General features: G+C 56.4%; 23 protein-coding genes, 1 tRNA gene and 3 pseudogenes. 17 read left to right on the forward strand and 10 right to left on the reverse strand.

Features of this window, described 5'->3' with window-relative positions:
• Window positions 1-19: 19 nt before the first annotated feature.
• Both mtaB and dapF read right to left on the reverse strand, forming a co-directional pair.
• Window positions 20-1,273, reverse strand: a complete 1,254-nt coding sequence (gene mtaB, locus So717_RS14790) for a tRNA (N(6)-L-threonylcarbamoyladenosine(37)-C(2))-methylthiotransferase MtaB (RefSeq protein ID WP_159978622.1) — start codon at window positions 1,271-1,273, stop codon at window positions 20-22.
• The gene (gene dapF, locus So717_RS14795; RefSeq protein WP_159978624.1) at window positions 1,273-2,112 is read right to left on the reverse strand and encodes a diaminopimelate epimerase; all 840 of its coding nucleotides are present in this window, start codon (window positions 2,110-2,112) and stop codon (window positions 1,273-1,275) included. Before dapF ends, mtaB begins: the two co-directional genes overlap by 1 nt.
• 97 nt (window positions 2,113-2,209) lie before the next feature.
• On the opposite strand from dapF, the gene So717_RS14800 reads away from it, so the two are divergent.
• Window positions 2,210-2,285 (forward strand) — tRNA-Lys (locus So717_RS14800).
• Window positions 2,286-2,570: 285 nt separating this feature from the next.
• Entirely contained in the window at window positions 2,571-3,143 is a 573-nt protein-coding gene (locus So717_RS14805; RefSeq protein ID WP_238840963.1) for a metallophosphoesterase, read from the forward strand.
• 5 nt (window positions 3,144-3,148) lie between these two features.
• Here the strand turns inward: So717_RS14805 and So717_RS14810 are convergent, their stop codons facing one another.
• Window positions 3,149-3,640: a hypothetical protein gene (locus tag So717_RS14810; RefSeq protein ID WP_159978626.1), complete on the reverse strand. Its 492-nt coding sequence runs from the start codon at window positions 3,638-3,640 to the stop codon at window positions 3,149-3,151.
• A 5-nt stretch (window positions 3,641-3,645) separates the two neighbouring features.
• Here So717_RS14810 and So717_RS14815 point away from each other — a divergent pair, with 5 nt between their 5' ends.
• From So717_RS14815 to So717_RS14825, 3 genes are all read left to right on the forward strand, one after another.
• Window positions 3,646-3,990, forward strand: coding sequence for a hypothetical protein (locus So717_RS14815; RefSeq protein WP_159978628.1), 345 nt, complete (start codon window positions 3,646-3,648; stop codon window positions 3,988-3,990).
• Window positions 3,987-4,550, forward strand: coding sequence for a hypothetical protein (locus So717_RS14820; protein ID WP_159978630.1), 564 nt, complete (start codon window positions 3,987-3,989; stop codon window positions 4,548-4,550). Before So717_RS14815 ends, So717_RS14820 begins: the two co-directional genes overlap by 4 nt.
• A 69-nt stretch (window positions 4,551-4,619) precedes the next feature.
• The gene (locus So717_RS14825; RefSeq protein ID WP_159978632.1) at window positions 4,620-5,027 is read left to right on the forward strand and encodes a metallophosphoesterase; all 408 of its coding nucleotides are present in this window, start codon (window positions 4,620-4,622) and stop codon (window positions 5,025-5,027) included.
• On the opposite strand, the pseudogene So717_RS14830 reads toward So717_RS14825, so the two are convergent.
• A pseudogene (locus tag So717_RS14830) lies at window positions 4,955-5,107 on the reverse strand (IS3 family transposase); the annotation flags it as partial. The gene So717_RS14825 and the pseudogene So717_RS14830 sit on opposite strands and share 73 nt — an antisense overlap.
• Before the next feature lie 351 nt (window positions 5,108-5,458).
• Between So717_RS14830 and So717_RS14835 the strand changes: the two are divergent.
• The gene (locus So717_RS14835; protein ID WP_159978634.1) at window positions 5,459-6,160 is read left to right on the forward strand and encodes a calcium-binding protein; all 702 of its coding nucleotides are present in this window, start codon (window positions 5,459-5,461) and stop codon (window positions 6,158-6,160) included.
• An 86-nt stretch (window positions 6,161-6,246) separates the two neighbouring features.
• Window positions 6,247-7,092, forward strand: a complete 846-nt coding sequence (locus So717_RS14840; protein WP_159978636.1) for a hypothetical protein — start codon at window positions 6,247-6,249, stop codon at window positions 7,090-7,092.
• Window positions 7,093-7,158: 66 nt separating this feature from the next.
• On the opposite strand, the gene tnpC is transcribed toward So717_RS14840, so the two are convergent.
• From tnpC to So717_RS14855, 4 genes and pseudogenes are all read right to left on the reverse strand, one after another.
• A complete protein-coding gene (tnpC, locus tag So717_RS14845; protein WP_159978638.1) occupies window positions 7,159-8,667 on the reverse strand; it encodes an IS66 family transposase in 1,509 nt (502 codons plus the stop codon).
• Between the two features lie 70 nt (window positions 8,668-8,737).
• Window positions 8,738-8,839: pseudogene (locus tag So717_RS22325) on the reverse strand (IS66 family insertion sequence element accessory protein TnpB); the annotation flags it as partial.
• Window positions 8,832-8,936, reverse strand: coding sequence for a transposase (locus So717_RS22815; protein ID WP_159978640.1), 105 nt, complete (start codon window positions 8,934-8,936; stop codon window positions 8,832-8,834). The gene So717_RS22815 and the pseudogene So717_RS22325, both read right to left, overlap by 8 nt.
• A gap of 87 nt (window positions 8,937-9,023) precedes the next feature.
• A pseudogene (locus So717_RS14855) lies at window positions 9,024-9,394 on the reverse strand (IS3 family transposase); the annotation flags it as partial.
• Between So717_RS14855 and So717_RS22070 the strand changes: the two are divergent.
• Window positions 9,324-9,533, forward strand: a complete 210-nt coding sequence (locus So717_RS22070; protein ID WP_174239048.1) for a hypothetical protein — start codon at window positions 9,324-9,326, stop codon at window positions 9,531-9,533. The pseudogene So717_RS14855 and the gene So717_RS22070 sit on opposite strands and share 71 nt — an antisense overlap.
• 71 nt (window positions 9,534-9,604) lie before the next feature.
• Here So717_RS22070 and So717_RS22750 read toward each other — a convergent pair whose 3' ends face one another.
• Together So717_RS22750 and So717_RS14865 are read right to left on the reverse strand one after the other, a co-directional pair.
• On the reverse strand, window positions 9,605-9,817 hold the full coding sequence (locus So717_RS22750; RefSeq protein WP_438810661.1) for a hypothetical protein: 213 nt from the start codon (window positions 9,815-9,817) through the stop codon (window positions 9,605-9,607).
• On the reverse strand, window positions 9,817-10,404 hold the full coding sequence (locus tag So717_RS14865; RefSeq protein WP_159978644.1) for a TetR/AcrR family transcriptional regulator: 588 nt from the start codon (window positions 10,402-10,404) through the stop codon (window positions 9,817-9,819). Before So717_RS14865 ends, So717_RS22750 begins: the two co-directional genes overlap by 1 nt.
• A gap of 94 nt (window positions 10,405-10,498) precedes the next feature.
• Here So717_RS14865 and So717_RS14870 point away from each other — a divergent pair, with 94 nt between their 5' ends.
• From So717_RS14870 to So717_RS14910, 9 genes are all read left to right on the forward strand, one after another.
• Complete coding sequence (locus So717_RS14870) at window positions 10,499-11,290, forward strand: crotonase/enoyl-CoA hydratase family protein (protein WP_159978646.1); 792 nt, start codon at window positions 10,499-10,501, stop codon at window positions 11,288-11,290.
• Between the two features lie 2 nt (window positions 11,291-11,292).
• Window positions 11,293-11,577: a LysR substrate-binding domain-containing protein gene (locus So717_RS14875; protein ID WP_159978648.1), complete on the forward strand. Its 285-nt coding sequence runs from the start codon at window positions 11,293-11,295 to the stop codon at window positions 11,575-11,577.
• Window positions 11,578-12,035: 458 nt separating this feature from the next.
• Window positions 12,036-13,568 (forward strand): helix-turn-helix transcriptional regulator, encoded by a 1,533-nt coding sequence (locus So717_RS14880; RefSeq protein WP_159978650.1) that lies wholly within the window; start codon window positions 12,036-12,038, stop codon window positions 13,566-13,568.
• A gap of 95 nt (window positions 13,569-13,663) precedes the next feature.
• Window positions 13,664-14,686, forward strand: coding sequence for an ABC transporter permease (locus So717_RS14885; protein ID WP_159978652.1), 1,023 nt, complete (start codon window positions 13,664-13,666; stop codon window positions 14,684-14,686).
• Window positions 14,683-15,564 (forward strand): ABC transporter permease, encoded by an 882-nt coding sequence (locus So717_RS14890; RefSeq protein WP_159978654.1) that lies wholly within the window; start codon window positions 14,683-14,685, stop codon window positions 15,562-15,564. Before So717_RS14885 ends, So717_RS14890 begins: the two co-directional genes overlap by 4 nt.
• Entirely contained in the window at window positions 15,561-17,258 is a 1,698-nt protein-coding gene (locus tag So717_RS14895; RefSeq protein ID WP_159978656.1) for a dipeptide ABC transporter ATP-binding protein, read from the forward strand. The genes So717_RS14890 and So717_RS14895 overlap by 4 nt, the downstream gene beginning before the upstream one ends.
• 4 nt (window positions 17,259-17,262) lie before the next feature.
• Window positions 17,263-18,807 carry a hydantoinase/oxoprolinase N-terminal domain-containing protein gene (locus So717_RS14900; RefSeq protein ID WP_159978658.1) on the forward strand — a complete coding sequence of 515 codons (1,545 nt, stop codon included), beginning with the start codon at window positions 17,263-17,265 and terminating at the stop codon, window positions 18,805-18,807.
• The gene (locus So717_RS14905) at window positions 18,800-19,891 is read left to right on the forward strand and encodes an S-methyl thiohydantoin desulfurase family protein (protein WP_159978660.1); all 1,092 of its coding nucleotides are present in this window, start codon (window positions 18,800-18,802) and stop codon (window positions 19,889-19,891) included. The genes So717_RS14900 and So717_RS14905 overlap by 8 nt, the downstream gene beginning before the upstream one ends.
• Window positions 19,891-20,988 (forward strand): S-methyl thiohydantoin desulfurase family protein, encoded by a 1,098-nt coding sequence (locus tag So717_RS14910; protein WP_159978662.1) that lies wholly within the window; start codon window positions 19,891-19,893, stop codon window positions 20,986-20,988. Before So717_RS14905 ends, So717_RS14910 begins: the two co-directional genes overlap by 1 nt.

A 20,988-nucleotide genomic window follows, 5' to 3' on the forward strand; every position in this document is an offset into this window, starting at 1 on the left:
AACGCCCCCGTCCGGAGACCTATGCGATCAACGCGCTGTCCGTCTGACCAGAAATCATTGCATAGGTGATAGTGCCCTCAGCGACCGGTTTGCGTAAATTGACCGGGCAAAACTGCTCAGTGCGGCCCAAGGTCGGGCTTTCCATCAGAATAGCGTGGGTGCGCCCGACCTGGGATGCCAGGTGGCGCTGCACCTGCACGGCACCGGCGGCCCGCAGCTGCGCAGCACGATCCTTGATTGCCGCTCCCGCCACAGCAGGCATGCGCGCGGCTGGCGTGCCCGGGCGCGGCGAGTAAGGAAAGACATGCAGCCAGGTCAGGTCGCACTCCCGGACCAGAGCAAGGGAATTCTTGAACATGGCTTCGGTTTCAGTTGGAAACCCCGCAATGATATCCGCCCCAAACGTCATATCGGGCCGCAGGTTTCGCGCCTCTTCCGCGAAGCGGATCGCATCATCGCGCAGGTGCCGGCGTTTCATCCGTTTCAGAATAAGATTGTCCCCGTGTTGGAGAGACAGATGCAGATGTGGCATCAAACGGGGCTCTGTCGCAATCGCCAGCATCAGATTGTCGTCCGCCTCAATGCTGTCGATGGAACTGATCCGCAGCCGCGGAAGGTCAGGCGCATGTCTTAAAATACGCATGATCAGATCACCAAGCCGGGGTTGCGCCGGTAAATCATCGCCCCAACTTGTCAGGTCCACACCGGTCAGAACCACTTCTTTGAAGCCTTTGTCGACGAGCCTTTTGATCTGTTCGACCACCACTCCCGCAGGCACCGACCGGGAATTCCCCCGACCGTAAGGAATGATGCAGAAGGTACACCGGTGATCGCAGCCGTTCTGCACTTGTACATAGGCGCGGCTTCGTGTGCCGAACCCATCAATCAGATGTCCGGCTGTTTCGGTGACCGACATGATGTCGTCCACCTGCACCTTTTCGGTCTCGCCTATAAAATCCGGCGCCAATGCGTGCCATGTCTCGGGGTGCATTTTCTCGGTGTTGCCGATCACAGCATCGACCTCGGCCATGCGAGAAAAGGTTTCAGGCTCGGTCTGGGCCGCACATCCGGTGACGATCAGGCGCGCATCGGGATGCGCGCGGCGCAGCCTGCGAATATCTTGTCTGGCTTTTCGAACAGCTTCTGCTGTCACTGCGCAGGTGTTCACTATCACCGCATTCCGCAGGCCCGCCTCCGCCGCAAGCTCCTTCATGGCCTCGGTCTCATATGCGTTCAGGCGACACCCCAAGGTGGAGAAGACCGGCGTGTCCATCATAACGAAGCCAGATAGGCTGGGGTCAGTGTTCCACTAAACACATGGGTGGTAGGGCCGGTCATCCAGACCCCATCGTCGCGCCAGTCGACCCAGAGTGCCCCCCCGTCGAGATCGACCTGAACCGAGCGCCCCGTCAATCCGCGCCGGGCAGCCGCAACGGCCACGGCACAGCTCGAAGAGCCCGAGGCCAGCGTGATGCCGACGCCACGCTCCCATACGCGCATGCGTAAGTGGTTTTCACCAACCACATTGGCGATCTGCACGTTGGTCCGTTCCGGAAACAGCGGGTGGTGTTCCCGGGTGGCCCCAAAGCTTGCCAGATCAATGGCATCAATGTCGTCAACGAAGAACGTACAATGCGGATTGCCCATACCGGTGGCCACAGGGTCTCCCGGGATGGGGAGAGATAAGGTATCAACGTCCTCGGCCAAGGGGATCTCCTGCCAATCGAGCTGGGGTGCGCCCATGTTCACTGCGGTCAGCCCCTCACCCATGTCACGCGCCGTCAGAACACCCCGATCCGTTGTCATGTGAAGTTCAGACTGGCCGGTTTCTTGCATGATGTGGCGGGCAATGCAGCGTGTGGCATTTCCACATGCCGCTGATCCAGAACCGTCAGCGTTGAAGAAGGTCAGATGGATTGTGTCAGATCGATTTGTTATCACGGCGAGTTGATCGAACCCTACCCCGCAGTGCCGGTCACCCAAAGCCCGCGCAAGGGTGGCAGAAACCTCTACCACGTCCACTCGGGCGTCCAAAATGACGAAGTCATTTCCCAGCCCATGCATCTTCATGAAGGGCAATCCGCTATGGTCCATACCGCGCATGGCGGCCATATAGGCTGCTGCGTCAGAACTATCCAGTGGATGTTTGCTAAAACCAGAGTTAAGGGCTTGACCCGCCTCGGTGACCTTTCTAAGTAGGCCCCCTAGTGGGCCGTTAGCTCAGTTGGTAGAGCAACTGACTTTTAATCAGTGGGTCGCAGGTTCGAATCCTGCACGGCTCACCACTAAATCGAATATGTTGTAAGATGACACTTAGTTTGTCTCTTTTGACAAGAATTCATCGCTTTTTCAGCTACTTCAGACCGTTGTAGATAGTGCGTCCTGAAACTACGCTGAAGGGAGCAAGCACTATCGAGTTTCTGTCTGAGATGTCTCCATCAGTCGCGTTGCTCTTTTAGCGGTTGTATGAGTCGGGACAGTGAATGGCGCATTGGTACACAGCGGACCCACACTTTGGGCATGAGAATGTGATCGAGTTTTGCGAGCGTCCCTTCGCAAACTCAGAGCAAATGGATCAGGTGCTGCTCACCAATCTCTGTGATCGTGTGGGTCCTAAGGACGACCTCTGGATCGTTGGTGACTTTGCATTCGGACCTAGAGCAAAAGACCCACATTATCTTGATGAGATTTTCGGACAGTTGCCGGGTGCGAGAAGACACTTGGTTGTCGGCAACCATGATCTGCGGCCAACTTTGGATCTACCGTGGGACAGTGTTGGACTGCTGGTGGAGTTGCGAGACGGATCCATGAACCAGCTGAACACGCTCTGCCACTATCCGATGATCACCTGGAACCACGCAAGAAGAAGCGCTCTTCAACTCTTTGGACATGTCCACAACAATTGGCTGGGTTCGCGAAACTCAGTGAATGTCGGTGTGGACGTTTGGGATTTTGCGCCGGTCCATTTTGAAGAGGTTGAGAACAGAAGCAAGACGCTGGCCCCAAATCCACCGGCCTTGGACACTTCTTCCGCAAGAGCGGTACGCTTTCGCTGCTCGCCGATGGCAACGACACAGCCGACGTTGCCAGCTTCCTTGTGCCGTCGCCGGCAACCCTCAAGGGCGTGGGTATCTCGTGCCTGAGTGGCCTAGGATATCCGCTGATGCGTGACAGAACAGCTGGGATTATCTGGCAACTTGTTCAAGGCCATCTGCGCGAACTGAAAGTTATGTTTCTCCATTTGGACGAAGCGCAAGATCTCATGGGCTCGCAAAGCAAGCCAGAGATGCGGATCGTTATCGAACCCAGGGTAACTCAAATAGGATACTTTAGGTTCGTCGCGATGCAATTTGATGATGTTGGCTCCCTCAACCCGCCCGAGATAGCCGCGTGCACAACCTTCGTATAAGCGCAGCACGGGCGAGAGCATCTCCACCAGATGAAAGCCTTCTTCACCGGTGGGCAAGGAGGCTGGCGTGCGGCAGCGAGTCTGGTTCTCGAATTCAGTACATTCGCGCTTCAACAGCCGCACATCTTGAAGCCGTCCTGAGACAGTTGTGGCGGGAGGCATGGCACTTTGCAGTTGTCGACACACCTGCTCACCCAACCGCGTCGGTATTTGAAGCAGCAGGTCAATCATCAATATTGCTTGTTCCAGCACGGGATGCTGCTGACGCAAGCGTGGTCAGCCAGACGCTTCCAGAGGAATTCTTGGATGGTTACCACCCGTTGCGATGCGTCGCAGCGGGCTCAAGTAACCCGAGTTTGGTTCGCCAGGCGTTTGCGCCGCTGCCTGTGCTGGAAACGGAAATACCCTACCAACCCGGACTCTGCGATTCAGTGGTATCATCGAGTATTGCCGAAATTGCGCCATCATCAAACGAGAAATGGAATGCAGGTTGTTTGAGCCTAGCCCATGAAATTGCTGAGCTTGTAGAGCGTCCGGATGAATGTCTGGCCCAGCCCAATGTCGGGCTGATAGCGACATGAAGGGCAATGATAGTCAATTATTAGTTGTTCGCGGCACGGTCACGACCGCGCGGGAACAGATGCACTCCATCCGCGTGGATCGACAGAGCGGTTACGGGCGGATCAATTCGACGCCGGAGCTGTGGATACGAGACGTGGATGGAAAGGAGCACCGATATCAGGGCGTCCTGTTCACCGTTGCGCAACCGGGGCATGAGGTGGCGGTGATATCGCGGCCGGGCTCCGGGAAACCTCTCGCCTTTGCCAATTTTACAAACGGCGTGGTTCACGATGGTGACGAGCTGACGGTCAGCACATCCACGGGCTCGACCCTGATTAGCACGCTTGGGTTCAGCGTCTTGCTAGCCCTGCCCGGTGCGTTGGTATGGGGAGCGCTGCTCAACACCATCGGCCTTGGTGACCACGCCTTTTCCGGCGTTGGATCCCAGATCTACGCACTGGTGCTGATCGCCAGCGTCTATGCTGGGTTGAGGGTTTGGTCTAAAGGCTATCGCGAGCGCTCGGGCGCGTTGCGGGAAGAGATCGACCGCCTGTTGATGCGCGCGGCAGAGACCGAGTGAGAGGACACATGGACAGGGAACAAGACTGACGCGGCAATCCTGCAGGCGTGCTTTAATGTAAGCAAGACAATGACCATCTGGTATACGGCCGACACACATTTTGGCCATGAGAACATCATCAAACATTGCTCACGGCCGTTCGAGTCCGCAAGCCATATGGACGCGATGCTGCTCGCCAATCTGGCGGCGAGGGTCGGTCCAGAAGACACACTCTGGATCGTTGGCGATTTCGCCTTCGGACCGAGAGCAAAGGATAAGAAGTGGCTCTCCAACCTCTTTGCCCGCTTGCCCGGCAAAGAGAAACACCTCGTCGTTGGCAATCACGACGGTGATGCGACCCAAGAGTTGCCTTGGACCTCAATCTGCCACATGGCCGAAGTCCCTGATGACAGCGGTCCTCTCGCCATCGGTGTCCTGGTGCCCACTGCGCGCTTGCGTCCGCCCCGTTTACGAACGGTTAACCCTTCTTCGTGGTAGAGCCGGTACAGCTTTTTCCAGTTCACCTCCCATCCCTCGCGCTTCAGCAAGATGTGCAGGCGTCGATAGCCGAACCGCCGCGTGAGCGTCCGTTGAACCCGACCTAACGGCGTTGCGCGGAGTGATCTAAACATCCATCGTCGGTAGTGGTCACCACTGATGGCGCCTATGATACCCGGAGATGGTATCCGTTATGCATCAAGCGCTTCCGTGGGCAAAAATGATAACATCAGAACAACAGCTGTAAGAACCAGGTGCGGCTGAATCGATGAAACGGATTCTACAAAGTCTTGAGATGTCGGCGGAAAATCTCCTATCGCCGGATTCGGGTAGGCCAAAATCGCGAAGTGTATAAAATTGCAAATAATTTCTGAAGGTTACGTTAACTAATACCGCGGACACAGTAGGCGCATTCAATATGGAGAATCCAGATGCCTCTTACACCCACATTCACGCCTTCGTTCGCGCCCGGTAACCAACTTTTCGAGAACAGCGGGGACTTTTCAATCAACTGGAGCGCTCCGGACAACTCCGGCTACCGGGTCGTGGGGTCCACGTCTAGCTCGACGAACAACACGATCTTCACCAACAACGGCAGTGATTGGCTCCAAGGGTTTGATGGCAACGACAGCCTGTATGCGGGCGGCGGCAATGACATCGTTGAAGGCGGTGACGGAGACGATACTGTTAGCGGCGATGCTGGCGACGACTTCCTGTATGGCGACTACCAGTACGAAGCTACGTTCGCCACAGGCGATGACTTCATCTTTGGCGGCAGCGGTGATGACTATCTATTCGGTGCTGGCGGAAACGACGAACTGAACGGTGGCTCAGATGATGACATTCTGGAAGGCGGAACCGGCGAAGACATTCTGATCGGTGGAGCGGGCACCGATACTTTTCGTTTCGATGTGGGCGCTGAAGTTGGCTTTGGACATATCGATACAATCCGAGACTTCGAAGACGGTACTGAAAAGATCGCCCTGGCCAATACGGGTGGTCTGACGAGCTTGGAGAAATTTGCCTTGTCAGGAGGTGCCGAGACACTGATCGTGATCAACGGCACGCATGGTATCTATCTTGAAGGTGTCGCCTACGCGAACATCGACGGTTCCGATTTCGATTTCGTTTGAAAGTGGTGCCCGCCGCGCGCGCCGGCGGGCACCCTCAACCTAGTGATGGTCAGAAAATGCGAACCCACCGTCCAGACGGCAGATCTTTGAATAAAAACGAAAGGTTTTCCTGGACGCGCCCTCGTCCGCTGGCAAGCCTTTGTTTAGCAGTCTTCGCTATTTCTTCTCAGGCGGCTATCTACGAGCCAGAGGAGCGAGCTATGTTGTTAAGCAGTACCTTTTCCACCGTGAACCTGAGTCTGTTTTCGCGTGTGGAAAGTAACCAAGGCCAAGCTGCGAAAATCACTCAGATTTTGGCTCAGAGCGAGACAGGAAAAGCTTCGCCGGAGGCCACGGCCTCCGCGTACACTGTCGCTAGTTCACATCAAACGGAGATGGAGGGTGTGTACCCTGATCCGAAAATCTCGCCAGCAAAGGCCAGTGAAGCATCTCCCGCAACACTGCGCACCATGAGTGCGTTGGATTCAATTCGCCAGAATGAATTCCGCGAGATCGAAGCGAGCTATCAGCGCGCCGTGGAAAACGAGATCGGAAAGACACTCAGACCGGGCGAGCGTCTAACATTGGAAGATTCACAGTCCTTATCAACGGACCTTCGGAGAACTGAGTCTAAGGTAAACCTTCTGAGGCTGAAACTTGACATCGCATCTGGAAACATCGGTCAGGGGCAGAGCATTGAAGTCGATTGGGGTGATCAAACACCTCCCGGTCTTGTCACCGGACCTAACGCATCCGCCGATGCCATCGCCGAATTCAGAACTCTTCAAGTTCAATCGGTCATAAATATGTCTCAGGACGGAACACTTGACCGCTTAGCGGGTGAGACCGGTGGCAACATCAACGCAGTGACGGGATCAATTCCTTCGTTGACAGCTGATGAATTGGCGTCGATGAAGAGCGATTTTTTCCAAGAACAGATGAAAAAGGGCTAACGAGGCAAGAGCGTGACCGTCCGTTGAACCCGCCCTTTTTAGCAAGACCATGACCGGTTACGCTGCTTAAGCAGCGTAACGCCAGGGGAAGAGCTCGTCGAGGCGTGTGATCTTATGATCGGCGATTTGGGCGAGGACCCATGTGAGCCAGGCTTGGGGATCGACGCCGTTGAGCTTGGCGGTCTCGATCAGTGTGAAGGCGATCGCCATGGCTTTGCCGCCGCCCTCGGAGCCTGCAAACATCCAGTTTTTCCGGCCGATGGCCACGGGTTTGACGGCGCGTTCGGCTGTGTTGTTGTCGAGCTCGAGATGGCCGTTCTCCAAGTATGGCCGCGCCTTTGGCATCCGGCCAAGGGCGTAGCGGATGGCCTGCGCCAGTGGCGACTTGCCCGAGATCTTGGGCAGTTGCGCGTGCAGCCAGGTTTCCAGATCATCGAAAATCAGTTTTGATCGTGCCTGACGTAGCGCGACGCGCACGTCGGGCGATTTAACCCGCACCTCTTTTTCCACTGCATAGAGTTCAGCGGTCCGGCGGATGGCTTCTTCGGCAATGGCATTGCCTTGGGAGGCGAAGACATCCACGAACTTGCGGCGGACATGGGCCATGCAGGCCATCTCATCGGCTTTGTTCTCTCCGAACAGGCCGTTGAAGCCGGAATAGCCGTCGGCGTGAACCCAGCCCTTGTACCCTGCGAGGTGGCTGACGGGATGTTCGCCCTTGCGTTCGATGGTGAACTGATACCAGGCACATGGCGGTGATTGTCCTACCCATGGCCTCTCGTCACGCACATAAGTCCAGACCCGCGCTGTCTTGGTCTTCTTTTGACCAGGAGCTTGCATCTTGACTGGCGTATCATCCGCAAAGAGGGCGTCGCCGCGCCGGACGATCCGCCCGATCTCATCGGCCAGTGGTTCCAACAGCGCTGTTGAGCGGCCAACCCAATCGGCCATGGTCGAGCGGTCCAGGTCGATCCCTTCGCGGGCGTAGATTTGGCTTTGGCGATAGAGCGGCAAGTGATCAGCGTATTTGCTGACCAGGACATGGGCCAATAGGCCGGGACCGGGCCTGCCGCGCTCGATGGGGCGTGACGGCAGCGGTGATTGCACAATTGCTTCGCAGCCTGCGCAGGCTTTGCGAGGCCGGATGATGCGGTTCACAACGAAGCGGCCCGGCACATACTCAAGTTCTTCTGTCACATCTTCGCCAAGCGTCTTCAGCTTGCCGCCACAGCAGGTGCAATCCTCGCCAGGCGAAAGCACTTCGTCATGCCGGTCCAGGTGATCAGGCAGCGGCTTACGGCTGTGCCGGCGCGAAGGCTTGTCTTCAGCGGACGGCGTCTGAGGTTGCGTCTGTTCAGATGCGGCCTCGGCAATCGCCTCATCTTCTTCGAAGGTCAGATTGAGCTGATCCCGGCTCTCGGAGCGGACACCAAACCGATGACGGTTCTGGCCCGCCAGCTGGTGCTTCAGCTTCTCGATCATTAGGGCCTGCGACTTGACCTCGTCCGCCAGCAGACGGTTCACAGCCCGCAGTTCTTCCGGGTCGTCCGGCGTGATATCGAGGTCCTTCAGCATCGCCGACCCTATACCGGATCAGGGTCACAACGTGAATCCCCAAAGCACGCAAGATGCTGTATTTATTACTCTATCCGACCTTCAAGGGACGCCATGTCCTTTGCGGCATACGCCAGTCGATCCCTTCGAGCAGCATTGACAACTGCGCTGCAGTCACGCTGACCTTACCGCCGCGCAACCTGTGCCACCGACATCCCCGGCGTCACAGCCTGCGCGCAAATCTCGCGCTTCTCTTCGTCGGCCCAAAACCGCTTCTTCCGCCTGCTCATAGAGTGCCCCACAGTGTCCACTATCGATGGTGGACACTTAGCTGCCGCCAGCAGAGCGAGTTAGGTCGGGTTCAACGGACGCTTACACCGCCGCCGCTCGGACGCCAGCTCTTTCATTCTGGTGCGCAGCTGCGTGTCGGCGGGGCGTTTCGACGTGCGCCGATACACACGCGGATCGATGCCCGCCAACGCACAAGCGCGGCGTTGGTTATAACCCTTGATCTTAATTGCCCAATCCACAGCATTCCTCCTCGAATTGGGCTTCAGAAGTTTTTTCCGAGCATCTCTTTCAGCGTAGCAACATCCATCATCTGCTCGGCCAGCATCTTCTTCAGTTTGGCGTTCTCAGTTTCCAGCGTCTTCAAACGTCGAGCGTCGGACACTTCCATGCCGCCATACTTGGATCTGCGCGAACTGAAAGTTATGTTTCTGCATCTGGACGAAGCGCAGGATCGCATGGGCTCGCAAAGCAAGCCAGAGATGGTTGCGGTGGTAAACAAACTGAAAGGAGTGATGCAAAACCCGCATTGGCCAGTCAGTATTATTTTGACCACAAGCAAATCAACAGAAAGAAACAGGAACGGATTCTACACTTAAACGGCCCGGATCAGGGGGCTGAGTCAGCAGGTCAAAAGCCCTGCGAAAAAGCAGATCAAATACGCTCCCCGTCATAACCGCAAAGCTTTCAGCGAAAGCTCGACCTGCAGTGGGTACTGGTGACACATATGTTCAATCACGAGACTCATCATCGCGGTCAGATAACGACGGTACTTACTCAACTTGGTCTTGGTTTTGGCGCAACCGACATTCCGTTCATGCCCAAATTTCAGAAGTGATGATTGAGAACTGTTTCCCGGCACCGTCACTTCATCGAGGCCCATTACGGCCTTTTCATGAGCCTATTTGCAACCAGTTCATGTGCCGCAAGCCCTGCCTCCTCGGCATAGGCTGGCTCCCGATGAACTAGCATCGTTGAAAATGCCCCATCCATCAACAAAACGACCTGCCGCGCCAGCGTATGGGGCTGCTCAATGCCTGCATCGGCAAATTTTGTTTCGAGCCAGCCTTCAAAACGTTTCTTGTGATCCGCGCCGATCTTCATGGCCGGGTGACCTGGTAGGTTTGCGAGTTCTGCAGCAGTCCGCAAAAATCCACATCCTTTCCACTTTGGGTGGCGGGCTGACTTGGCAACTTGCATAAATATGGCTTCAGTCTTGTCAGCAATGATGCCGTCGGCAGCTTCGAACCACTGCTCGTAGAGCCTTAGATTTGGTTGATCGCGCGTTGTCAGGTATTCAGCGACTAGGTCATCTTTACTCCTGAAGTGGTAGTAGAGGGTTTTCTTGGTCACACCTGCCTTTTCGGCAATCGCGTCAACGCTTACTGCTCGAATTCCTTCACTATAGAACAACCGATTGGCGGCATCGACTATCTTTTCCCGAGCAGGCGTTTTGGCTTCGATGTTCATAAGCGTAATCCTGTCATGGACGTATACTAACCAGTGAGTTTGCCTCTATCCTGACCTTGGCTAGGGTCTCTGTCAAGCAGACTGGAGACATACAATGGAAGATAGCGTGTTGCTAGAACGAGAGGGCAGGATTGCCCATCTCATACTTAATAGACCGGGGAAGCTTAACGCTCTGAACTACGAAACAAACGATCGGCTGCTCGAAGTTTTGGGTGAAGTTGAACAGAATGACGGCATTGGCGCCGTCATTCTTACCGGAGCCGGAGATCGAGCATTCTCCGCAGGCGGTGACATTTTTGAGTTCACGGAGAGTATCAAATGTGGAACGGAAAGAGCGGTCCGAGAGTTCTGTCGCCGGGGCCAGCAGATGACGACACGCATAGAGGCCTTTGAAAAACCGATCATCGTCGCGGTCAATGGAATCGCATTTGGAGGTGGTTGCGAGATCACAGAAGCTGCCCACTTAGCGATTGCATCTGACAGAGCAACCTTCGCGAAGCCGGAGATCAACATCGGGATCCCGCCAACCTTTGGAGGCACCCAGAGACTGCCAAGGTTGGCGGGTAGAAAGCGTGCTTTAGAGCTACTATTGACGGGAGACACCTTCGGTCCAGAGAGAGCCTTGGAACTCGGCCTAATCAACAAGGTTGTTCCGCACGAAAAGCTCATTAACTCCGCCATTGAACTTGCAGAACGCCTCCTGCGGCATTCACCTCTGGCGGCATCAAGAATAATCACAGCCGTGACACGGGGTCTCAATACAACAATTGATGAAGGCTTACTCATCGAAAGGGAGCAGTTTGCACGCATGTGCAGCACGCGAGACGTTCTCGAAGGGCTCGATTCATGGATTGCAAGGCGTAAGCCTGTCTATGTGGGTACCTAACGATGCAAACACATACGAGCTTTAGCTGGGAAACTTGGCGCACGTTCAAGGCAGAAAACCGACCTGGCCCGGTTCATTTGCTCGATTTGATCCGGTTATCCAAGCAAGGGGAAGTTGAAGAGATCAGCATTGAACCCGACATATCCATCAATGACTACGCCGCGATCCGGGCGGCGGTTCTGGCGAGCCATGGCATCGGCGAATTGCCGGAGCCGCTGTGCATTCAGGCGTTGCAAGCAGGGCATCTTATCGAAGTTCTTCCTGAGTGGTCTTTTCCAGAGATCTGATTATTCGCCGCCCATGCCGGAAATGCGTCTCTGTCCAGGCTTGCGCACCTGTTCTTGGATACCATGGCTACGAAACTAGAGAGCTGAACAAATCCAACTTAAATGCACTTCTTGTGAGAAATCACAAAAGGCAGACATTGAATAGCGCTGTTCCTATGGCGGCTTTGTCCGCGATCTGTGAGTTCGAACGGCATCAGGTTTTGCTCTTGCGGCGAATGTCGGCAATGTGGGTTGCGACCGCGGCATCGAGGGACTGGGTCGAATGTCGGCTTCGGGCCGCTGGCGAAACGAAATCGCATGAATGTTTGTGCCAAAAGTATTTGGAACGGAACCTCAGACTTCACGAGTAGGAGATGTCTGGCAAAATGTCTTGAGTTGCAACGGGAGCGTCAAATCTGATCGTGTCGTTCTGATGCTCCACATTGATTTGCTTCGTTGAATCATCGAAACTACACGACATGGACCTCAGCGGTAAGATCGGCAATCCGACTTTGGAGAATGTGCGGCAAAGCCTTGCCTTGCCCGCGGATGCCGGCCCTTTGACAGTGCTAAATCGCGGTGGTGGGGTGCTCTTCCCATATCTTCACGGTTACGCTGCCGCAGGTGAAGTGCTTGAAGCTCTTCCAAATGATGAGTGGCGCAGAAGCGAGACTGTCATGGGCGTCGTTGTTGCCTTTCTCGCTAAGCAGGGCCACGCAGCTCGCGCCAAAGCCTACTTGTCTGCGTCCAATCTTAAATTCGAGAAAACCTACTACTTCGAGTTTAGCCGACTGTGTCTGGCGCTGCATCTGGGCGAAGACGTCGAAGAGCAGGACCTTGAAGTATGGCGACGTCTGGAGCGGCAACTGCCCGTGACCGACTTGCTCCTCCAAGGTCTCTACTACAATTGCATGCTTGTGATGAATGTGCGGCTTGGACATCCCAAAGCGGCACGCACGGCTGCACAGCACGCAGTTTCCTGCTTTCGGGAAGCGCGTCACAGCTACCTTGAGCACTTCATTCACATTCATCTCGCCGATCTGGATGTTCTCGAAGGACATCTCAAAAGCGCAGGCCGAAATCTGGCCTCTGCTGAATCATGCCTGTCGACGGCGGCGGTTCGCTATGCCAACGAGTCAGCGGTGATCGAGGTCATTCGATTGGCGATCGCCTACGAGCAGGGCAAACTTGAAGTTGTCGGTCCAAAAAGCCGTGAACTGCGGCTGAAACTCGTCACCGGGGACAGCTGGTCAGAACTGTTTTGTGAGCTGGCCCGTATATCCGTCCTAAGTACCTATTTTCTGCATGGTCTGAGGCCCGCGCTGAAGGAGTTGGAAGACTTCAAGGCAGATTACGCACGTCGCCACGGCGAATACGCTGCCACACTCGAGCTTCTTGCCGCGTTCCTTGCGCATCTTGAGTGGCAACCGTCCGAGGCCGAGCAGATCTTTCAGCGCTCCGGGGGCATCTCTTCACCGAATTCGATTGGGGGGATACTTCGCGCGCAGCTTGCCGTCGCTTTGGGTACTGAGACGTCAGCCGATCCCATAGCTGAGGCGCCGCGTCTTCGGATCATCGCCGCATTGCAATCAGCACGAATGTCCCGTGGTGCCAAACGGCGCAGTATGATCGAACGCGCCCTCCGCGACGCGGCACAAGAAGGTCAGATCGCACCCTTTCTGGAGCACCGCGATGCCTTCATCGGCGTCAGCACAAAACTGGCGGGGGGGCAGTTTGCGAAAGGTGATCGCAGGCTCATCTATTTCACGACACGCGTTCTGAAAGCGGTGGAGCAGAGCTACGTTGTTCCCGCACCTCTCGAGAGATTCGGCTTCAATAGACGCCAATACCGCGTCGCTGCGGCGTTGCAATCGGGTGCAACAAATAAGCAGGTTGCGCGCCAGTTGGGCGTTTCAGAGGCGACCGTCAAGTATCACCTGACCGCATTGTACCGAATGTCTGGAAAATCGCGACGATCAGAATTTATTGATTTTATGCATGAAATCGAGTGAACTCGTATTTCCTAGACTCTTTTTCTCACTTTTCGACCAAAACGCATGCGATAAACTCGGCGACGGTGAGTCACCCTGATCCTGGGGTACCTCTGATGATTGTTTATCTCTGCCGACGCGCCGCAACTTTGTTCCTGGTCCTTCTTGGGCTGGCTATCCTGATCTTCATCATCGCTCGCATTGTGCCCGGCGATCCGGCAAGGATTGCGCTTGGGCCGCTTGCAACATCCGAGCAGGTGACAGAGCTTCGTGCCGAAATGGGGCTGGATGAGCCATTCCATGTCCAGCTTTGGACGTATCTGTCCGGCCTCGCGCAGGGTGATCTTGGGAAGTCGCTGCTGACCTCGCGCCCGGTGATGGACGACATTGTCGCGGCACTCCCGGCCACTTTCGAACTGGTCCTTTTTACGATTGTGCTTCAGGTGTCGTTGTCGATCCCGCTGGGCGTGCTTGCCGCCGTCTATCGCAATACCTGGGTCGACAATCTCACAAGGGTCATTTCGCTGATCGGTGTCGTGACACCCGGTTTCGTGTTGGCGATTATTCTGCAGCTTGTGGCGGCGCATTACCTTGGCTTTTTCCCGGTGACGGGTCGGATTGATCCGGGGGTCGGCTTTTCTGCAGATGTGACAGGACTTCTGATCGTGGACGGTTTGCTTGCCGGGCGGTTTGATGTTGTCGGTGATGCGGTCCGCCATCTGTTTTTGCCGTCGATTGCGCTGGCTGCCGCCGGAATTGGTCAGGTCATGCGGATCACGCGCACAGCAATGATCGAAGTCGCATCGCGCGATTTCGTTGAGGCTTCGCGTGCTTACGGCATTCCTGAGCGGGTGGTGACCTTCCGCTACATGCTTCGCGTCGCCGCCGTCGCCCCATTGACCATTCTTGGACTCGAGTTTGCATCTCTGATCGGCAATGCCTTCATCGTCGAGTTCGTCTTTTCCTGGCCTGGGATAGCAAGCTATGGCGTGCGCACGATCCTGCAAAAGGATCTAAACGCGGTGATCGGCGTCGTCCTTGTTTCCGGCGTGTTCTTTGTCGTTGCAAACCTGATGATCGACCTCTTGCTGGGCATTCTCGACCCGCGCCACCGCTTGCGCACGCGGAGATCATCATGAGCGCCCTCGAAGATCCAGACGCGCCAAATCGCGGGCTCACGGCCCGGCAAATGGCGGCCTATCGGTTCAGGCGCAACCCGCTTGCGGTCATTGGCGCGTTCATTGTTGCGACCGTCTTTCTTGCGGCGATGTTTGCGCCCTATCTCGCGCCGTCACCTGAAAGCGCCGGGTCCTTTGTTGATTTCCGCAATCGGCATGCGCCACCCAGTTGGGACAATCCGATGGGCACCGACAATGTCGGGCGCGACATTCTCAGCCGTGTGTTGTTCGGTTACCGCGTGTCGCTAGGGCTTGTCGTTGGTGTTCTGGGTGTTGCCGTTCCCTTTGGCGTCCTGCTTGGTCTGCTGGCGGGGTATTTTGGTGGCTGGACGGAAACGCTGATCATGCGGTTCACAGATATCATGCTGGCCCTGCCACCCTTGGCTATGGCGCTAGCGATCACCGCAGTTCTGTCGCCGAATCTGATCAATGCAATGATCGCAATCACACTCCTGTGGTGGACTTGGCACACGCGGCTGATCTACCGGATCGTCAAAGGGCAGATGAACGAGGACTACGTGGAGGCTGCCCGCGTCGCAGGTGCATCGCACAGCCATATTCTGTTCAAAGAGTTGTTGCCGAATTGCTTCTCGGCAGTTGCCGTCAAAATCTCGCTGGATGCGGGATTTGTCATCCTGTTCGGGGCAGCGCTGTCCTTCTTGGGTCTTGGTGTGCAGCCGCCGACACCTGACCTCGGCACCATGGTGGCCACCGGTTCGGAGTACATGCCTGAGATGTGGTGGCAGGCTGTCATGCCTGGCCTTGCGATCCTCTATGCGATCCTCGGGTTTAACCTCTTGGGTGATGGTTTGCGTGACATGCTGGATGTCGAGCTATGACGACACTTCTTGACATAAACGATCTCTGCATTGGCTTCAGCGCCTATGGGCAGCACCGTCGCGTTCTTCACAATGTCAGCATGTATGTCGATCAAGGTGAGCGTGTTTCGCTAATCGGGCAGTCTGGCTCTGGCAAGACCGTCACCATGCGCACAATCATCGGAACGCTGCCCATGCCGCCAGGTCGGATCGAACAGGGCAGCATTCAATACGATGGCCAGTCGTTGTTGGACCTGAATCCGCAAGCGCGAAACCGATTGAAAGGGACGGGGATTTCAATCGTTCTTCAGGATCCGATGCTGTCGTTCAATCCGGTGCTGACGATCGGACGTCAAATGGACGATGTCGTTCGATATTCTGACATTCGCCTCGGACAAAGCCGATCGAAGGCGGAGCGGCAGCTCCATTTGATAGAGACACTGCGAAAGGTCCGGCTTGAGGAAGGCAAGCGGGTGCTGGACAGCTATCCGATCATGCTATCGGGGGGAATGCGTCAGCGCGTGCTGATCGCGATGGCGCTCTTGAACAAGCCGCGCCTGCTGATCGCGGATGAGCCGGGAACAGCGCTCGATGTTACAACACAAGACGACATTCTTGCGCTTCTGAACACGCTTGTCGCTGAGGAGGGGCTGTCGCTTCTGCTGATCACGCACAACTTGGGTGTTGTCCGAAAGATGGCCGACCGCGTCTATGTAATGGAGCGTGGTCGCATCGTCGAAGAGGGTTCGCGCGATGCGATCTTCGATGCGCCACAGCATCCCTACACGCGCAAGCTCATGGATGCCGTGCCACCTCTCTATGGCGAGAAAGTTCGGACAGTTACTCACGACAGCACGAAACCTGTTGTCGAGATAAAGGGTGTGACGAAGGATTTCGAAACGCGGAGCGGGCTTCTGAACAGGACTACTGGTCGTTTTCGTGCCGTAAGTAACGTTGCGCTCACCGTTGATCAGGGGGACATTTTCGGCGTTGCGGGTGAAAGCGGATCGGGGAAGACGACGCTTGCCAAACTCATACTTGGGCTGATGCAACCCACGCGCGGCCAGATCATGTTGGAAGGGCGCGACGTGGCGACCTTTGCGGGCACGCGTGATTTTCGAAAGATGATCCAGATTGTTTACCAAAACCCCGGGTCATCCCTGAATCCACGCCGCGCTGTTGGCGATCAACTCGCAGTTCCGCTGACGTTCACCGGCGAGGACAAGCACACGATACCGGGCCGCGTTTCTGGACTTCTTGACCTCGTGGAACTGCCCAAAAGCTATGCCAGCATGTATCCGCACGAATTGTCCGGTGGGCAGAAGCAACGGGTGGCAATCGCTCGGGCCTTGTCGGTCAATCCGAGAATTCTGGTTCTGGATGAGCCGACTTCGGCGCTCGATGTATTGGTTCAGGCCACAGTTGTGGATCTCCTTCACCGGCTGCGGCGCGAATTTGACCTGACTTACATCTTCATAAGTCACGACCTCAGTCTGATGCGAAACTTTTGCAACCGGGTGGCGGTTATGCTGCGCGGCGAGGTCGTAGAGGCGGGTCCCGTCACACAAATATTCGATGAACCGCAGCATGCATATACGCGCGCGCTCCTCTCGGCGATCCCGGTGATATCGGACGAGGAAGACGCGCAAAAACCCAAAGTCAGCAAAGAAGAACGGGCAGAGGTGCTGGCCACCAACACTGCTCTGGAAGGATAACAGAATGCTTAGAATTGGCGTGGATGTCGGCGGAACGAATACGGATGCCGTAGTGATGCAGGGAGATGTGGTTTTGTCGGGTGTCAAGTCACCCACGACAGAGGATGTCATGGGTGGCGTCGTCGACGCAGTGACGCGGGCAATCGCCGAAGCGGATAAAGACAAAGAACAGATTTCTGCGGTCATGATCGGCACCACACATTTCACGAATGCAGTCGTTGAACGGCGCTATCTGATGCAAACCGGAGCTGTGCGGCTCTGCCTTCCTGCCGCACAATGCCTGCCGCCAATGGTCGACTGGCCAGAGGATATTCGGGAGGCGGTCGGTGGACAATTCTGGATGGCCAAAGGCGGAAACGAGTTCGACGGGCGCGAGATTTCGTCGCTGGATGTGGATGAGTTGGACGGCATTGCCGCCGAAATTGGTGTGGCTGGCTTGAAAACCGTGGCGATCACGTCGGTCTTCTCTCCGGTTAGCGATGAGATGGAACGACGCGCGATGTTGCGCCTTTCGGAGCGATTGCCCGACGTTGACTTTACTCTGTCCAGTGAGATTGGAAGGCTCGGTATTCTTGAACGCGAGAATGCGGCCATCATGAATGCTTCGCTTCGGGCGTTGTCGGAACGCACGGTCGCAGCCTTTGGTGCAGCGCTCGCCAAAGTCGGGTTGACCTGTCCGTATTACATAACTCAAAACGACGGCACGCTGATGAGCCGGGAATTCGTGCAGTCCTACCCGGTGCTGACATTTGCATCTGGCCCGACAAACTCCATGCGCGGCGCGGCGTTTCTCTCCGGCAAGACCGATGCGATTGTGGTAGATGTCGGGGGAACGACGACGGATGTCGGTGCACTGGTCAAAGGCTTTCCAAGGCCCGCCAGCACGACGGTCGATGTCGGTGGGGTGCGCACCAATTTCCGTATGCCCGACGTATTTGCGATCGGCTTGGGCGGCGGCTCGATCATCATCGGCGATGGCGACAACCTGAAAGTTGGCCCGCAATCTGTCGGCTACAAGCTGACTGAAGAGGCAAAGGTTTTTGGTGGCGACACGTTGACCGCCTCTGACGTGGCCGTTGGGCTTGGGCTTGCTGACTTCGGCGATAGGTCTGCGCTCGACGATCTGCCGCCCTCCACAATGGCGGCGAGCAAGTCTCGGATAGACGAGATGCTGACGAACGCGGTCGAACGGATGCGTGTTTCATCAGAGCCCATTCCCGTTCTTGCGGTTGGCGGTGGATCGATCCTTGTGCCGAAGAAAGTCGGCGAGCTTTCTGTGATCCGACCGGATCATTTCTCCGTCGCAAACGCCGTGGGCGCGGCCATTGGCCAAATCTCAGGCGAGGTCGACCGCATCTTTTCGCTGGAGAAAATCACGCGTGAAGAAGCTCTGGCGGATGCCAGAAAAGAGGCGACCAAGAAGGCGATCACAGCGGGGGCGCGGCCCGAGAGCATCGAACTTTTGGATCAGGAGGATGTGCCGCTCGCCTATTTGCCCGGCAATGCGACACGCATCCGCCTCAAGGTCGTGGGTGATATGCATGACTGATGTGTTGCGAGAAGTCACGGACGCGGATTTGGATGCGATCGAGATTGGGGCTGCGATCCTGGGCACTGGCGGCGGTGGGAACCCCTATATTGGCAAACTGCGCTGTCGGGAGGAGTTGAAAAAAGGAAACTGCATTCCGGTCATCCCGCTTGACGAACTGGCGGACGACGCGGTTGTCGTATCGCTTGGCGGGATCGGAGCGCCGGTTGTCGGTGTAGAGAAAATCGAGGAAGGTGAAGAGTGCTTGCGCGCGCTTCGCGCGCTCGAGCAGGAACTTGACGTCAAGGTGGACGCGCTGATCTCGGTCGAGATCGGCGGGGCCAATTCCATGGAGCCGATGTTGACGGCTGCACAGGCCGGTTTGCCGGTCGTGGATGGTGACGGTATGGGCCGTGCTTTTCCTGAAATGCAGATGTGTACCTGGTCGATCTATGGTCATCGCGAGTGTCCGGCGGCCATGGCCGACGAAAAGGGCTCTATTGTCGTCATCCGTGAGACACCTGATGATGTCTGGCTTGAACGGATTGCGCGGTCAGTGGTGGTTGCAATGGGCGCAGCGGCAGGGCTGGCGTCGCAACCGATGCGCGGAGATTTCGTCAAACGCGCGGCTGTTCCGAACACGATCACACAGGCGCGCAATCTGGGGCGTGCTGTTCTTGACGCCCACGCGCGGCATGCCGATCCGGTGCAGACCGTGATCAATCAGGAGAACGGCCAGCTCTTGATGACAGCAAAGATCGTCGACCTGGAGAGGCATCTGAAGGGCGGGTTTGCTGTCGGACATCTGACGCTTGAGGGCTTTGGCGCCTACCGTGGCGACAGGGGGCGCATCGATCTTCAAAACGAATTCCTCGTGTTTCGGCGCAATGGTGTCGTCGAAGTCTGTGTACCTGATTTGATAGTCGTCCTCGACAGCGACACGGGCCTTCCCATCACCACTGAAATGCTACGCTACGGGCAGCGGATCGCTGTCGTCGGGTTGCCGGCGCACAAGTTGATGCGGTCGCCCGAGGCACTGCGTGTCGTGGGGCCCGAAGCCTTCGGTTACGACGACGTCACTTTTTGCCCAATGGAAACGGGCTGATGCAGCAGATCACCGGGATCACCCATGCCGACATGGCTGACATCGCGCTTGGTGGTGCCTTCCTTGGCACTGGTGGCGGCGGTGATCCATACATCGGACGCCTGATGGCACAGCAAGCCATAGACCGGCATGGCCCGGTTGAGGTCGTGGATGTTGCGGCGCTTGATGACGATGCTTTGCTTATTCCCGTTGCAATGATGGGCGCGCCGACTGTCATGCTGGAAAAGCTGCCACAGGGCGACGAAGCAATCTCGGCCTTGCGGTCCCTGGAGGCAGTGCTTGGGCAGAAAGCCGACGCGATCTTCTGCATTGAGGCAGGCGGTCTGAATTCCACCATTCCAATTGCGGTCGCAGCCACAGCGAGGCTGCCGCTTGTCGACGGCGATGGCATGGGGCGCGCCTTTCCCGAGTTGCAGATGGTCTCGATGACGATGTTCGGTATTCAGGCCTGTCCGATGGCGATGGCGGACGAAAAGGGCAACACGCTCGTCCTGAACGCAGTCGACAACCTGTCGACCGAGAAATTCGCGCGGGTCGTGACGGTTGAAATGGGCGGCGCCGCACTCATTGCGCTTTTCCCGATGACCGGGGCACAAGCGAAGGAGGCGATCCTGCGCGGCAGTTTGTCCCTGATCACGAATATCGGACGGATTGTGCGCGCGGAACAGGAGGCAAACCGTCATCCCGCAGACCGACTGTCGAACGAGTTGAACGGCATGCGTCTGTTTGAGGGCCGGGTGACAGATGTCGAGCGGCGTACCGAGGGCGGCTTTGCCCGCGGCCAGGCCCGTATCGAAGGGCTGGACAGGTTTCACGGCCGCACTTTGATACTGAGGTTCCAAAACGAGTTTCTCCTCGCTGTCGAAGGAGAGAACCAATACCGCGCGATGACCCCCGATCTTATCTGCCTGCTCGACCTCGAAACGGGGGAGCCGATCACCACCGAGCAGATGAGTTATGGCTTTAGCGTCATTGTATTTGGACTGCCATGCGATCCGAAATGGCGATCCGATTCTGGGCTGTCGTTGGTGGGGCCAAGCTACTTTGGCTACGACGCCCGCTACCAACCCATTGAAATATTGAACCAAAGGTCCTGA

It is taken from the genome of Roseobacter cerasinus, from assembly GCF_009811755.1.
GTDB classification, from domain to species: Bacteria; Pseudomonadota; Alphaproteobacteria; order Rhodobacterales; family Rhodobacteraceae; genus Roseobacter; species Roseobacter cerasinus.

Coding starts and splice junctions, on each gene's coding strand:
- mtaB (WP_159978622.1), bottom strand. CDS start 1,273: ATGGACACGCCGGTCTTCTCCACCTTGGGGTGTCGCCTGAACGCATAT.
- dapF (WP_159978624.1), bottom strand. CDS start 2,112: ATGGCCGCCATGCGCGGTATGGACCATAGCGGATTGCCCTTCATGAAG.
- So717_RS14805 (WP_238840963.1), top strand. CDS start 2,571: ATGGATCAGGTGCTGCTCACCAATCTCTGTGATCGTGTGGGTCCTAAG.
- So717_RS14810 (WP_159978626.1), bottom strand. CDS start 3,640: ATGATTGACCTGCTGCTTCAAATACCGACGCGGTTGGGTGAGCAGGTG.
- So717_RS14820 (WP_159978630.1), top strand. CDS start 3,987: ATGAAGGGCAATGATAGTCAATTATTAGTTGTTCGCGGCACGGTCACG.
- So717_RS14825 (WP_159978632.1), top strand. CDS start 4,620: ATGACCATCTGGTATACGGCCGACACACATTTTGGCCATGAGAACATC.
- So717_RS14835 (WP_159978634.1), top strand. CDS start 5,459: ATGCCTCTTACACCCACATTCACGCCTTCGTTCGCGCCCGGTAACCAA.
- tnpC (WP_159978638.1), bottom strand. CDS start 8,667: ATGCTGAAGGACCTCGATATCACGCCGGACGACCCGGAAGAACTGCGG.
- So717_RS22815 (WP_159978640.1), bottom strand. CDS start 8,936: ATGAGCAGGCGGAAGAAGCGGTTTTGGGCCGACGAAGAGAAGCGCGAG.
- So717_RS22070 (WP_174239048.1), top strand. CDS start 9,324: ATGCCGCCATACTTGGATCTGCGCGAACTGAAAGTTATGTTTCTGCAT.
- So717_RS22750 (WP_438810661.1), bottom strand. CDS start 9,817: ATGGGCCTCGATGAAGTGACGGTGCCGGGAAACAGTTCTCAATCATCA.
- So717_RS14865 (WP_159978644.1), bottom strand. CDS start 10,404: ATGAACATCGAAGCCAAAACGCCTGCTCGGGAAAAGATAGTCGATGCC.
- So717_RS14870 (WP_159978646.1), top strand. CDS start 10,499: ATGGAAGATAGCGTGTTGCTAGAACGAGAGGGCAGGATTGCCCATCTC.
- So717_RS14875 (WP_159978648.1), top strand. CDS start 11,293: ATGCAAACACATACGAGCTTTAGCTGGGAAACTTGGCGCACGTTCAAG.
- So717_RS14880 (WP_159978650.1), top strand. CDS start 12,036: ATGGACCTCAGCGGTAAGATCGGCAATCCGACTTTGGAGAATGTGCGG.
- So717_RS14885 (WP_159978652.1), top strand. CDS start 13,664: ATGATTGTTTATCTCTGCCGACGCGCCGCAACTTTGTTCCTGGTCCTT.
- So717_RS14890 (WP_159978654.1), top strand. CDS start 14,683: ATGAGCGCCCTCGAAGATCCAGACGCGCCAAATCGCGGGCTCACGGCC.
- So717_RS14895 (WP_159978656.1), top strand. CDS start 15,561: ATGACGACACTTCTTGACATAAACGATCTCTGCATTGGCTTCAGCGCC.
- So717_RS14900 (WP_159978658.1), top strand. CDS start 17,263: ATGCTTAGAATTGGCGTGGATGTCGGCGGAACGAATACGGATGCCGTA.
- So717_RS14905 (WP_159978660.1), top strand. CDS start 18,800: ATGACTGATGTGTTGCGAGAAGTCACGGACGCGGATTTGGATGCGATC.
- So717_RS14910 (WP_159978662.1), top strand. CDS start 19,891: ATGCAGCAGATCACCGGGATCACCCATGCCGACATGGCTGACATCGCG.